This window comes from Ensifer sp. SL37, assembly GCF_026672675.1.
GTDB lineage: Bacteria > Pseudomonadota > Alphaproteobacteria > Rhizobiales > Rhizobiaceae > Ensifer > Ensifer adhaerens.
The window spans coordinates 312,054-328,142 of sequence record NZ_JAPPRN010000001.1; the positions used below are offsets into that span (position 1 = coordinate 312,054).

The 16,089-nt window shown below is 63.4% G+C and carries 13 protein-coding genes; 2 read left to right on the forward strand and 11 right to left on the reverse strand.

The window, feature by feature from the left end; all coding sequences use genetic code 11:
* Nucleotides 1-51 precede the first annotated feature (51 nt).
* The 9 genes from OVA00_RS01515 to OVA00_RS01555 all read right to left on the reverse strand — a co-directional run bounded on the left by OVA00_RS01515 (nt 52) and on the right by OVA00_RS01555 (nt 11,885).
* On the reverse strand, nt 52-2,436 hold the full coding sequence (locus OVA00_RS01515) for an aldehyde dehydrogenase family protein (RefSeq protein WP_268087726.1): 2,385 nt from the start codon (nt 2,434-2,436) through the stop codon (nt 52-54).
* Between the two features lie 5 nt (nt 2,437-2,441).
* A complete protein-coding gene (gene deoC / locus OVA00_RS01520) occupies nt 2,442-3,455 on the reverse strand; it encodes a deoxyribose-phosphate aldolase (protein ID WP_043613541.1) in 1,014 nt (337 codons plus the stop codon).
* A gap of 173 nt (nt 3,456-3,628) precedes the next feature.
* Nucleotides 3,629-4,360 (reverse strand): DeoR family transcriptional regulator, encoded by a 732-nt coding sequence (locus OVA00_RS01525; protein WP_034799429.1) that lies wholly within the window; start codon nt 4,358-4,360, stop codon nt 3,629-3,631.
* A gap of 220 nt (nt 4,361-4,580) precedes the next feature.
* Nucleotides 4,581-6,386, reverse strand: coding sequence for an aminopeptidase P family protein (locus tag OVA00_RS01530; RefSeq protein WP_268087727.1), 1,806 nt, complete (start codon nt 6,384-6,386; stop codon nt 4,581-4,583).
* A gap of 10 nt (nt 6,387-6,396) precedes the next feature.
* The gene (locus tag OVA00_RS01535; RefSeq protein WP_064817047.1) at nt 6,397-7,419 is read right to left on the reverse strand and encodes an ABC transporter ATP-binding protein; all 1,023 of its coding nucleotides are present in this window, start codon (nt 7,417-7,419) and stop codon (nt 6,397-6,399) included.
* A gap of 2 nt (nt 7,420-7,421) precedes the next feature.
* Nucleotides 7,422-8,435, reverse strand: a complete 1,014-nt coding sequence (locus OVA00_RS01540; RefSeq protein WP_034799420.1) for an ABC transporter ATP-binding protein — start codon at nt 8,433-8,435, stop codon at nt 7,422-7,424.
* 1 nt (nt 8,436) lies between these two features.
* Nucleotides 8,437-9,306, reverse strand: a complete 870-nt coding sequence (locus tag OVA00_RS01545; RefSeq protein WP_268087728.1) for an ABC transporter permease — start codon at nt 9,304-9,306, stop codon at nt 8,437-8,439.
* Complete coding sequence (locus tag OVA00_RS01550; protein ID WP_268087729.1) at nt 9,303-10,244, reverse strand: ABC transporter permease; 942 nt, start codon at nt 10,242-10,244, stop codon at nt 9,303-9,305. Before OVA00_RS01550 ends, OVA00_RS01545 begins: the two co-directional genes overlap by 4 nt.
* A gap of 63 nt (nt 10,245-10,307) precedes the next feature.
* Nucleotides 10,308-11,885 (reverse strand): ABC transporter substrate-binding protein, encoded by a 1,578-nt coding sequence (locus tag OVA00_RS01555; RefSeq protein ID WP_060586177.1) that lies wholly within the window; start codon nt 11,883-11,885, stop codon nt 10,308-10,310.
* 227 nt (nt 11,886-12,112) lie between these two features.
* Here OVA00_RS01555 and OVA00_RS01560 point away from each other — a divergent pair, with 227 nt between their 5' ends.
* Nucleotides 12,113-12,733 carry a helix-turn-helix domain-containing protein gene (locus OVA00_RS01560; RefSeq protein WP_082566307.1) on the forward strand — a complete coding sequence of 207 codons (621 nt, stop codon included), beginning with the start codon at nt 12,113-12,115 and terminating at the stop codon, nt 12,731-12,733.
* Between the two features lie 71 nt (nt 12,734-12,804).
* Here OVA00_RS01560 and OVA00_RS01565 read toward each other — a convergent pair whose 3' ends face one another.
* Together OVA00_RS01565 and OVA00_RS01570 are read right to left on the reverse strand one after the other, a co-directional pair.
* Nucleotides 12,805-13,836: a trans-3-hydroxy-L-proline dehydratase gene (locus OVA00_RS01565; RefSeq protein WP_060586175.1), complete on the reverse strand. Its 1,032-nt coding sequence runs from the start codon at nt 13,834-13,836 to the stop codon at nt 12,805-12,807.
* A 291-nt stretch (nt 13,837-14,127) separates the two neighbouring features.
* Nucleotides 14,128-15,081 carry a GNAT family N-acetyltransferase gene (locus OVA00_RS01570; protein WP_326494111.1) on the reverse strand — a complete coding sequence of 318 codons (954 nt, stop codon included), beginning with the start codon at nt 15,079-15,081 and terminating at the stop codon, nt 14,128-14,130.
* A gap of 199 nt (nt 15,082-15,280) precedes the next feature.
* On the opposite strand from OVA00_RS01570, the gene OVA00_RS01575 reads away from it, so the two are divergent.
* A complete protein-coding gene (locus tag OVA00_RS01575) occupies nt 15,281-15,946 on the forward strand; it encodes a GntR family transcriptional regulator (RefSeq protein WP_051659493.1) in 666 nt (221 codons plus the stop codon).
* Nucleotides 15,947-16,089 lie beyond the last annotated feature (143 nt).

The window sequence follows — 16,089 nt, forward strand, 5'->3', positions numbered from 1 at the left end:
CTTGTCCCACAGCGCGGGCCGGCTCCCCCCGCCCCGCGCGTGGTGGCTCTCCTACTCGCCGTAGGGGATCCAGATATTCTTGACGTCCGTCGCGCGGCGCAGATAGGCCGGGCCTTCTGCCGCCTCGCGATCGAGCCAGTTCGTCGCCTTTCCGTAGTCGACAAAGGTGCGCTTCAGGTTGCCGACCGAGAGCCTCTCCACGAGGGTCGAAAGTTCCGCCGAGCCGAAAGCCCAGAGCGCATCCACGTCGTTGTGGCTTGCGAGCGTCTTTGCCAGTTCGATCGTCGAACCGGTGACGATGTTGACGACGCCGGCCGGGACGTCTGATGTTTCGAGCACCGTATAGAAATCGGTGGCCGCCAGCGGATGCTGTTCGCTCGGCACCACGACGACACGGTTGCCGGTGGCGATCAGCGGCGCGACCAGACTGATCATACCGAGCAGCGGCGCTTCCGGCGGGCAAACGACGCCGACGACACCGATCGCCTCGGGGATCGCAAGTGCTACGCCGCGAAGCGGCGGCTGGTGGATCGCGCCTTCGTACTTGTCGGCCCAGGCGCCATAGGTGAAGAGGCGTGCGATCGAGGCTTCGACTTCCGCCTTGGCGTTGGCCGCAGACGCGCCGGTCATGTCGGCGATCCGATCGGCGAATTCGCCCGCACGGCCACTCAGGTTTTCGGCGATGTAGTAGAGGATTTGCGCGCGGTTGTGCGTCGTTGCCGACGACCAGCCGGATGCGGCTTGCGCTGCGACGACTGCGTTGCGGATGTCCTTGCGGTTGCCCTCGCCGACCTCGCCAAGCACCTTGCCCTTGGGCGAGAGCACGTTGCGGTTATAGTTGCCATCCGGCCGTGCCTGCTTGCCGCCGATGAAAAGCTTGGCGGTACGGTCGACGTCAGGCATGGCGAAATCGCCAGCCACGGGCTTCAATGCCGGTTCGACGGCGGCGGGACGCGGCTTGCGGCCGGCCCAAGCCTTCGGCTTCAGATATTCGTAGCAGCCCTCGCGACCACCCTCGCGGCCGAAGCCGGATTCGCGCTTGCCGCCGAAACCGGCAGACGCATCGAAGAGGTTAGTCGCATTGACCCAAACCACACCGGCGGCGAGCTTGGCCGCGACATGCAATGCCAGGCCGATGGTCTCGCTCCAGACGCTGGCGGCAAGGCCGTAGCGCGTATGGTTGGCAAGCTGGATCGCCTCTTCCGGGGTGCGGAAGGTCATGGAGACGGCGACGGGGCCGAAGATCTCTTCCGTCGCAACGATCGAGGTCGGCTGCACGCCGGTGAGCAGGGTCGGCGGATAGAAGCTGCCGCCCTGCGGCAGTTCGATCTTCGGCTGATGCAGCGCTGCTCCTTCGGAGACGCCCTTGGCGACCAGGTCTTCGATCCGCTGCAACTGCACCGGCGCGACGATCGCTGCCATGTCGATCGCCTTGTCGAGCGGATGGCCGACGCGCAGCGTCTGCATGCGGCGCTTCAGGCGCTCGTAGAACAGCGGTGCCACGCCTTCCTGCACGAGGATGCGCGAGCCGGCGCAGCAGACCTGGCCCTGGTTGAACCAGATGGCGTCAACCACGCCTTCGACGGCGCCGTCGATATCAGCGTCGTCAAAGACGATGAAGGGTGACTTGCCGCCGAGTTCGAGCGTCAGCGACTTGCCGGTGCCGGCGGTGCGCTCACGGATGAGGCGGCCGACTTCGGTCGAGCCGGTAAAAGCGATCTTGTCGATGTCCGCATGCTCGACAATCAGCGCGCCGGTTTCACCTTCGCCGGTAACGACGTTGAGCACGCCGGCCGGAAGACCTGCTGCAGCGGCCAGTTCGGCAAAGAGCAGCGCCGTCAGCGGCGTGAATTCCGCCGGTTTCAGGATCACCGTGTTACCGAGCGCCAGAGCGGGCGCGACCTTCCAGGCGAGCATCAGGAACGGGAAATTCCAGGGAATGACCTGGCCGACGACGCCGACCGGGACCTGATCGGCAAATTCGGTTTCCTGCAGCTGCGCCCAGCCGGCATGGTGATAGAAGTGGCGGGCGGCCAGCGGCACGTCGATGTCGCGGGTTTCGCGGATCGGCTTGCCGTTGTCGATCGCCTCGACCACGGCGATCAGGCGCGCGTGGCGCTGGATCATGCGGGCGAGCGCATAGAGATGGCGGGCGCGGGCATGGCCCGGCAGCTTCGCCCAGGCGGCTTGCGCCTTGCGGGCAGCGGCGACGGCATCGTCAACATCCTTGGCACCGCCGAGCGCGATCTTTGCGAGCAGCTTGCCGGTTGCCGGCTCGTTCGTCTCGAAGGTCTTGCCGGACGCGGAGGCGACGAAGGCGCCGTTGATGAAGTGGCCGAATTCGCCCTTGTGGCGCGCCAGCCACTGGCGGGCTTCCGTGTCGGCTTCCGGTGCTGGACCATAGGACATTTCGTCAAAATACCTTGCGACAGTCATCGGGATCATCCAATCGGGTGACGGTTGAGGGCCGAGTAGGCGCCGGTAACGTGGTGTTCGAGCTGGCGCTCGATATCAGCAAGCAGGCTCGATGCGCCGATGCGGAAGAGATCCGGCTCGAGCCATTCGCGCCCGAGCTCGTCCTTCATCAGGAACTGGTAGTTCAGGATGTCCTTTGCCGCAGAAATGCCGCCCGCCGGCTTGTAGCCGACCTTGAGGCCGGTCTGCTCCTGATAGGCCCTAATCATGCGCAGCATGATGAGCGTCACCAGCAGCGTGGCGTTGACGCCTTCCTTGCCGGTCGATGTCTTGATGAAGTCGGCACCGGCCATCATGCAAACGAGCGAGGCGCGCGCGACGTTGCGCAGCGTCTTCAGGTCGCCGGTCGCAAGGATCGCCTTCACATGGGCATCGCCGCAGGCGGCACGGAAATCGCGCATCTCGTCGTAGAGCGCCTGCCAGTTGCCGGTCAGCACATGCTCGCGGGTAATGACGATATCGATTTCCTTGGCGCCATCGGCGACAGATGCTTCGATTTCCCGCAGCTTCACATCATGCGGGATGAGGCCGGCCGGAAATCCGGTGGAGACGGCAGCAACGGGGATACCGGACCCTTCGAGCGCCTCGACGGCGGTCGAGACGAAGCGATGATAGACGCAGACAGCGCCCGTCGTGATGCCGCGACCGCCCATGCCGAGCGCGTCGAGAAGATCCTGGCGCACCGGTTGGCGCGCCTTGGCGCAGAGCCGCTTGACGCGCTCCGTCGTGTCGTCGCCATTGAGCGTCGTGAGGTCGATGCAGGTAACGGCTTTCAAGAGCCAGGCGGCCTGCGCGTCCTTCTTCACCGTGCGGCGACCGGGCAGCGTCGCAACGCGACGCTCGGCGGCCGACAGATTGACGCGCTGGTCCAGCACCCAGCCAAGATCGAGATCGATGCCGTTGTTGCGCGGCCAGTTATGGCCCGCCGCCGGCGAATGCGCGGCCTTCGGCGCGCCAGTTTTCACAGCAAGGTCTTCCAAGCGATGGCTCCTTGAACTCCCTGTCACGACCAGCCGCACTCGAGCACAGCCGCCGAGAACTCATTTTTGTTATTTTTCTATCGAATTTTTGTGACTATTCCACCAAGAACAGAGAGTGTCAAGCGAGACACCGCCGTTTTGACGATTTCGTAATATTTTTGCGGATGCCGCCTTCACAGGCCCGGCAGCTGCGTTTCGCCCTCTTCGGTGATGATAGAGCGAAAAACGCCGATTGGCGCGAAAAAAGCCGGCTTCAGCTTGCCGATCTTGCTGAGGTCGACGACCAGATGGCTCTCGCGCGCCAGCGAGATGACCTTCTGCTTCACCGACACCTCGTGGAAATGCACGCAGGTCGCACCACGCGCCGGATCGATGCCGGCGGCCGACAGGAAGGCGACGTTGATGCCGAGCGAATCGAGAGTCTCCAGACCGGAGTTGCCGGAAAAAGACGCAGACGAAGGGTGATAGACTCCACCAAGCATGACGATCCGGACATTCGGCTTATGGGTCAGCTTCTCCGCCACGTTCAGAGAATAACACACTGCTGTTATTGAATAATTCTCGGGAACGAGGTCGACGAGATATTCGAGTGTGGTGCCGCAATCGATGAAGATCGTCTCGTCCGGGCGGATATGGCGCGCCGCGTGGACACAGGCCTCGCGCTTGGCGGCAGCGTGGCTGTCGGCCTCGCGTGCCAGCTCGTAGGGCGCATCGCCTTCGATCTCCGACGCCGGCACGATATGTCCGCCGAGAAAAGCAAACTGGCCGGGATTGTCGGCAACGTCACGACGGATCGTCATTTCAGAGACGCCGAGCAGGGCCGCGGCGTCGCGCAAGTGCAGGACTCTCCGTCCTGAAAGGGCATCGGCGAGCTGGATGATGCGGGCTGTCTTGCGGCTGACCATGATTTCTTCCGTGTCCGACGAGTTCTGCAGCCGTTCATGGCATGAACAGGTTTTGTGAAAAATATCACAAACCATCTCCCCCAAGCAAGAGGAGTCACATTGATTGAAAGCGACCTGATCGCGGGCGGGGAGCCCATCGCCAAGAAATGACAACGGCGGACCAACCGGCCCGCCGCTCCACTGTCGTCATATCAATCGGCGTGAAGAAGCGGACGAGGCGCTATCGCGCGCTGATCGGAGCCGTCCGGTCGGAAAGCCAGCCCACCGTCTCCGGTTCAAGCAAGCCGTCCAGTTCCTGCGCGACGCGACGGTGATAGGCATCGATCCAGGTCCGCTCGGCCGCCGTCAGCAAGCCGAAATCGGCCAGCCGCAGATCGATCGGCACCAGCGTCAGGCTGCGGAAGCTCAGGAAACCGTCGCCGTCGTCGACCACCTCCACCTGGTTTTCGATGCGGATGCCGTAGGCGCCGGCCTTGTAGTAGCCCGGCTCGATCGTCGTCACCATGCCCGGCTTCAGCTCGATCTCGTTGACGCGGCGATCGAAGCGCTGCGGCTGTTCGTGGACCGAGAGAAAGTGACCGACCCCATGGCCGGTGCCGTGGTCATAGTCGAGACCAAGATCCCAGAGCGGGCGGCGGGCAAAGGCGTCGAGCTGGTGGCCGAAGCTTCCCCTGGGGAATTTCAGCGATGCCATGGAGATCAACCCCTTAAGGACGGCCGTGTAGGCCCGCCGGATCTCGTCGCTGACCGGACCGATCGCCGTCGTGCGCGTGGCATCGGTGGTGCCGGTCAGATACTGCCCGCCAGAATCGAGCAGATAGACACCGTCCTTGCGGATCAGCCCGTTGCTCGCCTCGGTGGCTGCGTAGTGACACATGGCGGCATGACCGCCGGCTGCCGAAATCGAGCGGAAGCTCGGCTCGACGAAACTTTCGGCCATCTGGCGATAGCCGAGGATACGCTCTTCCGCTTCCAGTTCGGTCACCGGTTTGCCGCTCGCCTCCCGTTCGGCGGTGTGCCGCTCGAGCCAGGCAAAGAAGCGAACCCAGGCGGCGCCGTCCAGACGGTGACAATCGCGGAAGCCCGAGAGCTCGGTCGCGTTCTTGTGCATCTTGGCGAGCGTGATCGGGCTCTTCGCGAGCTGCACGGTGCCGCCTGCGGCGCGTGTGGCATGGGCCGTGGCCGACGGGGCAAATCCGGGATCGATCAGCGCCGTGCGTCCGGCCGCCATCGCCCTGACGCGGTCGAGCAACTTGCCAGGCTCGGCAATGGCAACATCGTCAAGCTCGAAGTCCGAGAGGTCGTTCGGAAGCTTGCGATGATCGACCAGCCATTCCGTTTGCCCGGCGCGGTCGAAGATCAGGAAGGACTGCGGCATCGGGTTGAAGGCGACGTCGCGGCCGCGGACATTGAGGAACCACGCGATATTGTCCGGCTGCGCCTCGATCAAAAGATCGGCCCCCTGCTCCGCCAGCATGGCGGCGATGCGGCGCTTCTTCTCGGCAACGCTTTCGCCGGCATTGGCGACCGGGAAGGCGGTGATCTTGCCGAGCGGTTTTTCCGGCTGGTCGGTCCAGATCGCGTCGACAAGATCCCCGTCGACGGGCGTCCAGACACCACCCGCCAGCTCGACCGAGCGGCTGCAATCCGCATCCCATGTGGACGGCAGCAGCATTGCATTGAAGCCGACGCGTTCGCCGTTGCGCAGATTGTTCTTCAGCCAATCCTTGAGCGGTGCATCATAGAAATGCTCAATCGCGAAGGTGCCGAGCTCCACTTCGTCGCGCACCTGCACCTGATAGCGACCATCGACGAAGATCGCTGCGCGGTCGCGCATGACGATCGCCACGCCGGCCGAGCCGGTGAAGCCGGTGACAAAGGCCAGTCGATGGTCGTGTGGCGCGCAGTATTCGCCCTGATGTTCGTCGAAGCGCGGCACGACGTAGCCGTCGAGCCCCGCTTCCGCAAGTTTGCGCCGCAGCGCGCCGATGCGGCCGGAGATATCCGGCCTTGCTCTCGTATCCATGATGTCTTTCCTATCGAGTGGAGTTTGAGGCGCCGCCGATCGTCTCGGCGAAATGGCAGGCGGTCATGCCTGATCCGACTGGGCGCAACGCCGGCTTTTCGCGGCGGCAGCGTTCGGTCGCGTGCGGGCAGCGCACGTGGAAGGGGCAGCCGGGCGGGATGGCGAGCGGACTCGGCAGCTCACCCGACAGTGCCGGCGTGCGACGCCTGGCGCCCGGGTCAAGCGACGGCGCGGCAGCAAGCAGTCCCTTGGAATAGGGATGCATCGGCTTCGAAAACAGCGCCTCCGACGGGCCGATTTCGACGATGGCGCCGAGATAGATGACGGCGACGCGGTGCGAGACATGGCGTACGAGACGAAGGTCGTGGGCAACGAACAGCACTGTCAGCCCCAACTCGTCCTGAAGCTCGATCAGGAGATTGACGACCTGCGCCTGCACCGAAACGTCGAGCGCGGAAACGAGTTCGTCGGCGACCAGGCAAGTCGGTTCCAGCGACAGCGCCCGCGCAATGCCGATGCGCTGGCGCTGGCCGCCGGAGAACTCGTGCGGGAACTTATCCGCGGCCCCTTCGGGCAGCCGCACCAGATCAAGCAGCTCGTCGACGCGACGATCGATCGCCGCTCCATCGCGCATGCGATGCACCGTGATCGCCTCTCGCAAGGTATCGCGCACGGTCATGCGGGGGTTAAGCGAGGTATAGGGGTCCTGAAACATCATCTGGACGCGCCGGTTATAGGCGCGCCGCCGTGCCCCCTTGAGGCCGACGACGCTCTCGCCCTCGAACAAGATATCGCCTGATGTCGGCCGGTGCAGGCCGGCGATCAGGCGCGCAAGCGTGGACTTGCCGCAGCCGGATTCGCCGACGATCCCGAGCGTCTCGCCGGGCATCACTTCTAGGTCGATGCCGTTGACCGCCGAGACGACCTGCTGCGGACGGCGGGCGAGCGTGTCGGACAGCGAGCGCCGTTTCTCGAACTGGATCGACAGCGCACGCAGCGAAAGCAAAGGCGTTGTGCTTGCTGAAGTGGGCATGATCATTGCGCCGCCTCCCGCGGTCCGAAATGCGCTTGGGCATCTTCAAGATGATGGCAGGCAACGAGCCGCGACGAACCGATCGCTTCGAGCGCTGGCCGAATGTCAGGACATTCGCGTCCTGCGACCGGGCAGCGGGCGCTGAAGGCGCAGCCGCCTGGAAGCGCGTTCAACGCCGGCGGCGCGCCGGGGATCGAATAGAGCGGCGTTCGCGGCGCAACGTCGCGCGGGATCGAGCGCAACAACCCCAAGGAATAGGGATGGCGCGCGTCGGCGATCACATCCGTCGTCGTACCGACTTCGCAAAGCCTGCCACCATACATGACGGCCACGCGATCGCAGGTCTCGGCGACGACACCCATGTCATGGGTGACGAGGATCACCGCCATGCCGAGATCGCGGCTCAGCGACTGGATGAGCCTGAGGATCTGGTCCTGGATGGTGACATCGAGCGCCGTCGTCGGCTCGTCGGCCAACAGCAGCTTCGGATTGGAGGCAAGCGCAATGGCGATCATCACCCGCTGGCGCATACCGCCGGAGAACTCGTGCGGGAAATCGTCGAGACGATTGCGGGCGCCGGGGATGCCGACGAGATCGAGCAGTTCGATCGCGCGTGCCTTCCGCGCTTTTGCGTCGAGGTTCGTATGCGCCACGAGGTTTTCCTGGATCTGCAGGCCGACCGTCAGCAGTGGATTGAGCGACGACATCGGCTCCTGGAAGATCATCGCGATCTCGCGGCCGCGGATGCGCCGGAGACGCGCCTCGTCGAGCGGAACGAGGTCGCGGCCGTTCCAGAGGATTTCGCCGGCGACCCGGCCGCGCGGCCGGATGATGCCGAGGATCGAGCGCAGCGTGATGCTCTTGCCCGAGCCGGATTCGCCGACCAGCCCAAGGATCTCGCCCTGCCCCACCTGGAACGAGACGTCGTCCACCGCGACCAGTGGGCGATCTTGCGGGCCGAACTCGGTTCGAAGGTGCCTGACGTCGAGCACGACCGGTTTTTCTGTGCTTTTCATCTCAGCGCCCCTTCGGCCGAAGCAGATCGGCCAGCGCGTCGCCGACGAGGCTGAAGCCGAGCCCGGTCAGAACGATGGCGATGCCGGGCATCAGGCTCATCCACCAGGCCGTCATCAGGAAGTTGCGGCCCTCGGCGATCAAGACGCCCCATTCGGCAGCCGGCGGCTGTGCGCCGAGGCCGAGATAGCCGAGCGACGAGCCGAGCAGGATCGCGAGCGCCATATCGGTCATCCAATAGACGAGGATTGGCGAGATCGCGTTCGGCAGCAGATGGCGAAAGATGATGCGGCGATCGGAGTAGCCGAGAACTTGGCCGGCCGCGGCATAGTCGTTGGCCTTCTGCGCCATGATTTCGGCGCGCGTCAGCCGGGCGTAATAGACCCAGTTCACCGCGGTGATCGCCACATACATGTTGACGAGGCCAGGCCCCAGCACCGCGACGATCGCGATCACCAGCACCAGGAAGGGAAAGGTGATGATCGCGTCGACGCAACGGCCGAAGATCACGTCGGCAATGCCGCCGTAGTAACCGACGAAGGCGCCAACGGTGAGGCCGATCAAAAGCGCGAAGATCGTCGCGAAGAAGGCCATCTGCATGTCGACGCGATAGGCCCAGATGACGCGCGAGAGCACATCGCGGCCGAAATTGTCGGTGCCGAAGGGATGCGCAAGGCTCGGCCCCTGCTGGATCGCCTGGAGGTCGAAGGCAAGCGGGTCATAAGGAGCAAAGAGCTGAGGGAACACCGCAAGCGCCAGCGAAAGGCCGAGAATGACAATGCCGATCACGAAAGAAGGACGGGCGAAGGCGCGTGCCAGAAAGGCGGCGAGCCGTCCCCGCGTCCGCGAATGGGTTTGAGTGAGGACCGTCATGATTGGCGAAGCCTCGGATCGAGCCAGGATTGCACGACATCCGTCAGCAGAAAGACGACGGAGACGAGCACGGCGAAGGTGAGCGTCAGGCCCTGGATCAGCGGATAGTCGCGGGCAAAGATCGCCTCCAGCATCAGCCGGCCGACACCAGGAATGGCAAAAACCGTCTCGGTCACCAGCGTGCCGCTCATCAGGTTGCCGATCGACAAACCCAGCAGAGTGACCGTCGAAACGAGCGCATTGCGCAACACGTGCCGGGTCATGATGATGCGCGGCGAAAGCCCCTTGGCCCGCGCGAACTGCACATAGTCGGCGTCGAGCACCTCGATCAGCGAGGCGCGTAGATTGCGCAGGATGATCGCCGACGTATAGAGCGCGACGCTGAGTGCGGGCAGGATCAGGTGATAGAGATTGGCGAAAAAGGTCTTGCCGTAGCCGCCGACCGGAAACCAGCGCAACTGCGCCGCAAGCACGGTGAGCAGCAGGAGCCCGATGTAAAAGACGGGCATGGAAAGACCGACCTGAAAGACGCTGCGGATGGCGACATCGACAGGGCTGTTGACGCGCGCTGCCGCAAGGAAGGCGAGCGGCCCGGCGAGGAACACAGCGAGCACGACCGCATAGAGCGCCAGGAAGATCGTCGTCGGCAACCGGCTGAGAATGACCTCGATCACCGGCGCCTTCAACATGATCGAGCGGCCGAGATCGCCGGTCAGCGTGTTCTTGACGAAAACGAGGAACTGCACCGGCAACGGCTCATCGAGACCGAGATTGTGCCGGATCTGTTCAAGCTGCGCATCGGTCGCCTTGGCCTCGGCCATGGCGATGGCCGGATCTCCCGGCAAAAGGCGCACGAGCAGGAAGATGAAGATCATCACCAACAGGAACGTCGGGATGATCTGCAGCAGCCGTGCCACGAGATAGGAAAGTGAGGGCATGGTTCCAACCTTCAACGGAGAACCGAGCGGCTTGCCGCCCGGCTCTCGCAGATCGTTCCGCTATCAGTCGGCGCGCCAGGCTTCAGAGAAGTCATTGGCCCCGAGCGGCGTCTGGACGTAGCCTTCGATCGACTTCGAGACGGCGACGGCAAACGGCGTTTCGAACAGGAAGAGCAACGGTGCCTCGGCCGCGTAGATCTCCTGCATGCGCTTGTATTCGTCCTTGCGCTTGGCCGGATCGGTCTCGACGTTGGAGGCCTCGAACAGCGTGTTGAATTCCTGGTTGTTCCAGCCGGTGCCGACCGCCTGACGCTGCTTGTAATAGCCGAGCCAGCCGGTCACCTGCGCCGGGTCGTTGACGTCGTTCGCCCAGCCATACGTATGGATGTCGAAATCGCCGGACCGGTTCTTCTCGCCGCGGGTCGGGTTGTCGACCTGCTCGACCTTGAGGTTGACGCCGAGTGGCGCCCACATCTGCTGAAGTGCGGTAAACAATGTTGCATCGTCGGCGCTGCCGGCAAGCGTGGTGAGCTTAACCTCGAAGCCGCCGCTGAGGCCGGCTTCCGACAGCAACTGCTTGGCCTTTTCCGGATCGTAGGGGTAAAGCGGCGCCGGACCGTAATGCAGCTGCGTCGCAGCCGACATCAGCGAGGTCATCGGCTTGCCGGTATCGAAGGTCACGAGCTTGATCAGCACGCTCTTGTCGGTCGCATAGTTCAGCGCCTGGCGCACCTTGACGTCGGCAAGCGGGTTCTTCGCGCCGTCCTTCTTCGCCTCGCGCGTATTGATCGGCGCGTAGACGATGCGGGTCGAGGGGAAGAGCTCCATCTTCAGGTTCGGATCGGCGCCGAGCTCGCCGACGCGGGCAAACGGAATGAACTCGGCGGCGTCGACTTCGCCGGCCTGAAGCTTGAGGATGCGGGTCGCGTCATCCGGAATGACGAGGAATTCCACCCGGTCGAGATAGGGCAGCGGCTTGCCGTCTTCGCCCTGGCGCCAGTAGTTCGGGTTGCGCTCGAAGCTCATGCTCGAGCCCTGCACATGGCTCTTCATGACGAAGGGCCCCGATGTCACCGGACCGGCCGAGAAGAAGGCGCGCGCCTTTTCCTGGTCGGTCGCGCCGGCCGCCTTTTCGAAGGCCGCCTTTGGCATGATGCCGGTGTTGAAAGTCGCGAGGATCGAGATGATCGTCGGGTCGGGATTTTTCAGCGACACAGTGATCTTGTTGCCATCGGCCGTGACCGCGTCGACGGCGCCGAGCAGCCCCGCCCAGGGGCCGAGTTCGGCATTGCGTGCCCGATCCAGCGAGAAGACGACATCGGCGCCGGTAAGGTCGGAGCCGTCGGAAAACTTGAGGCCGCTTCGAAGCGTCAGGGTGATAGTCTTGCCATCTGCCGAAACCTCGTGAGCCTCGGCGAGACCCGGCACGATCGAACCATCAGGACCGTTGCGGAGCAGCGTTTCGTAGAGACCGTTCACCATCCAGAGATCGGGATTGCGGTCGGCGTAAACGGGATCGATGACGGTCGAGTCGTCGTAGCGGGCGAATGTCATCGCGCCACCGCGTTCGATCGCAAACGCCGAGGTGGCCGCAAGCAGACCCAGCGTCGTGCCGAGCAGAATAGGCAATATAGGTTTCATCTCACTCCTCCTTTTGACCGCAGCCGACATCGATCGCGCGCTGAACACGTTTATTGGATATTGGATCCAATTTTTCTTAGTGTTTTTTGCCGCCGACGGATTGCCGCGAAGACGTTCTTGTAGTTCCCCTTTTCAAGAAGGCTGGCATACGATCTGATCGGCTTGCCGAACCAACTTTAGCTGGACTAAAGTACATCGATAGACGTGAGTCAAGCGGAAAGAAAGTCATGCCCCTGAAGATCGAAGAGGCGCCCGGAGCCCATGAAGGCGCCTCCCTCCCCGAAGCCTCGACACCCGCCTCGCTCGGGCAAATGCTCAGAGCCCGCCGCAAGGAAATCGGCAAGACAATGAAGGACGTGGCGCGCGAGGCCGGGCTTACGGAAGGCTTCATCAGCCAGATCGAGCGCGGCATTTCTACCCCGTCGCTAATCTCGCTGTACAACGTCGCCAATGCGCTCGGCACCAGCGTCGACACCTTCCTGTCGCAGCCGCCGCAGCATTCGCATTCGATGGTCTCGCACGCAGGGGAACGCCCCGGCTACAATGTCGAGACCAAGGAGCGCGTCTACGAACTGATCGAACGCGGCTTTCCGGGCGCGGCGCTCAACGGCTGCATCACCCATATGCCGCCGGGCTATGCGTCGGAACTGACCAGCCACGAGGGCGAGGACTTCCTTTACCTGATCGAGGGCGAGATGCTCTACCAGATCGATGGCAAGGACTATCTGCTGAAGGCCGGCGACACGCTGCACTTCCCCGCCTCGCTGCCGCACCGCGCCCGCAATGTCGGCGCGGGACCGGCCCGCGAACTCTGGGTCGGCACCACCCGGATCATCAAGGAAGACTGAACCGGCAGAACAATCCAAAGGCCTGGGCCGAAAGGTACGGGCCGCAACGAGGCGGCCCGCAAAGGCAGACCTTACTGCTTGCGCGGCCAGGTGTCGGCAAGGCGGTAGCCGGCTGGCCACGGATCGGCCGGGTCGAGCATCACCTGGTGCGTGCCGGTAATCCAGGCACGTCCGGAGATCTCAGGCACGATCGCTGGGCGTCCGCCGACCGTCGTTTCGCCGACGATGCGGCAATTGAAGGTCGAGTCGATGATGGAGTGGCCGCTGAAGCGCTGGCCGACCTTCATCAGCCCACGCGCGTGCAGCACCGCCATGCGCGCCGAGCAGCCGGTGCCGGTCGGCGAGCGGTCGAGCTTGGCCGGCTGGATGACCACCGTGTTGCGGCCATGCAGAATGCCGTCCTTTTCTTCGACCGGCATCGTCAGCTGGCAGAAGGAGATATGATCCCATTCCGGATTTTCCGGATGGGTGAAGCCGAGCTGTTCGTTGGCCGCGCGGGTGATCTTGATACCGGTTTCGGCAAGCTCGCGCGCCTCGTCTGGCGTCACCGAGAAACCAAGAGCGCGAGCGTCGGTGATGACGAAGCTGTCGCCGCCATAGGCGGTATCGACCGTCAGCGTGCCCAGACCCTCGACTTCGAGCTTGGCGTCGAGCTTGTCGGCAAAGGACGGCACGTTGGTGACGGTGATGCGCTCGGCCTTGCCGTTGCGGCACTCGGCAACGACGTTGACCAGTCCACCGGGCGCTTCCAGCACCATGCGCGTTTCCGGCTCCTGCATCGGTACGATGCCGCTGTCGAGCAGAACGGTGGAGACGCAGATCGAATTCGAACCGGACATCGGCGGCGTATCTTCGGGCTCCATGATGATGAAGCCCATGGTCGCGCGCGGGTCCTTCGGCGGCACAAGCAGATTGATGTGGCGGAAGACGCCACCGCGCGGCTCGTTGAGCACGAAATTGCGCAGCGTCTGGTCTTCGGCGATGAAGCGGCGCTGTTCCCAGAGCGTGTTTCCAGGCGGCGGCGCGACGCCGCCGACGATGACGTCGCCGACTTCCCCTTCCGCGTGGCAGGAAACGATATGAACGACCTTGTTGCTGCGCATGCGCTTTCTCCTTCCGTGACGGTGGACGGACGCCACCCGGGCGCGCCCTTCACTTGCGGCCGCTCCCCCATTTCACTGGGTGACGCGATGGCGTCGCCCGTCGACGAAACGACTCTTAGAAAAATTGGATCCAATATACAATCTGAAAATACTCATAATCCAAATCCGGCCAGAGGCCTGCAAACGTACGCCGTGACAGTCCGCCGACCGGCTTGTCGGCAACGACGTCGAAATAGCTGCGCTTTGAGTTCGATCAGCGACATGGAAGCGCCTCGAGCACACCTCAAGAGCTCACATGAAACTCGGATTGCGGGGCAGATAGCGCGTCCAGTCGCCATAACCGGGAGACGCCATCAGCAGCATTGGAAACGTGATCCGCATCCCCTGATTGACCGCAAGGCTCAAAGCGCCGTCGCATGCCCCGGGCAAGAAGGCCGAAATCCTCTCAGACGTGCCCGCGGCGGCCAATCGCAACGCGGCCGCGAAGGCATCTTGAACATGGTCGGGCCGCAGGACGGCGAGTGGGCCGATGTGCCCGTTGGCGCCGATATAGCCGTATCCGGCAGGATCGCTGCCGGCGTAAAACAGAAACCCTCGGGTTGCCAGATCGCCAAGCAGGTAGCGATGGTGCTTGTCCCGCGATACGCCGATGGCGCAGCGATCGACCGTCGCCAGCGTCTCCATGGTCGCTGCATCGGGTTCGATCGGCACGGCGCGCAGGACCGCCTCCGGCAACATCCGCACTGCCTCCCGCCTGGCATCGAAAAAATAGATCGGCGTGCGCGGAAAGAAACCGTGTCGCATGTAGAGCCCCTGCGACACCCGATTGAAGGTGAAGGTGATCAGCGCCTTGTGGGCTGCGCCTGACTTGCGCGCATGTTCCAGAGTTCGTTCCAGCAGCGAATTTCCGATGCCCCGGCCCTGTTGAGCGGGATCGACGAACAACTGGGCGAGAAACCAGAGATCCCCGCAAGTCCAACTCCAGGCGCATCCGACGATGCCCCCGCCCTCTTCGGCCACCCAGAGGCCGTCCGGATCGTCCCTAAGGCAAAAAAGCTGAAAATTGGGAGGGCTTGTCGCCGCCATCGGGCCGAAGCCGTGCCGAATGGTAAGATCGTTGATGCTTGAGACGGCCAGTGCATCGGTCGCAGCCAATTCGTCGGCTCGAGCGGGCCTGTAAACGAGCGGCATTGGTAACACCACGAGAGGTTTCCAAGACAAGGCTGGCTTCGCAGGCTCGACCATATCACGCTCTGCCGCTCCGCTTCATCAGAGAGCTTTCCTCCGTCAGCCAATTTCCGGCTCCGGCGACGAGATCGTCGCGCCTACTTTCCAAAGCTCTGTTGCCCGGCGCCCGGATTGGACCTATGACCGTTGACCAACAGCGCGAAAACGCTTCCGAATTCGCCGTGCCGAGAGGCTTGGCCAGCGGGGTTTGAACAGGATGAAACTCGACGCCGTCGATGTCAGGCAAGCCGCCTCAGCGGCCGATATCGTCTATGAGGCCTTGCGCAAGGCGATCATCGAAGGCGACCTTGCCGAAGGCGAGAACCTGCGCCAGGACCACATCGCCCAGATGTTCAACACCAGCCGCATTCCGGTGCGCGAGGCGCTTTCGCGGCTGGAGCAGCATGGGCTGATTACCACCGAGCGCTATAAGGGCGCCGTTGTCGCCGGCCTCTCGATTGAGGAAATCGAGGAGATTTTCGAGTTTCGCGCACTGATCGAGGCTGAGGTCATTCGGCTTGCCGTACCCAGTCTCGACCGCCGTACTCTGGACCTTGCACGCCAGCATTGCGAGGAATTCGAGCAGGAGGAAAATTCCGACCGCTGGGGCGAAATCAACCGCAACTTCCACTACAGCCTCTACGAGGCAGCACGTCGCCCCTATTACCTGCAGATCGTTCGCGCCTCTCTCGATCGCATCGACCGTTACCTGCGGGCGCAGCTGACGCTAACCTCGGGCGTCGCGCGTGCGCGCCGCGAACACAAGGCCATCCTCGACGCCTGTGTGGCGCGCGACGCCGAGCGGGCCAGCGCCTTGACGCGCGATCATATCCTCGATGCCGGTCGCTCGCTGACCGTCTTCCTGAGAGAACAAAGAGGCTAGCGGCGCGGTTTCTCCCGCGGCTTTGGCCGACCGTCATAATAGTTTGATTTACATATCGTTTTATCGTGTTTCATTCCGGATCGATGCTCGATCCTTCACAGCAGTGCTCCCGCTGAAATTGCGCCGCACGTCGACTGCTCTCC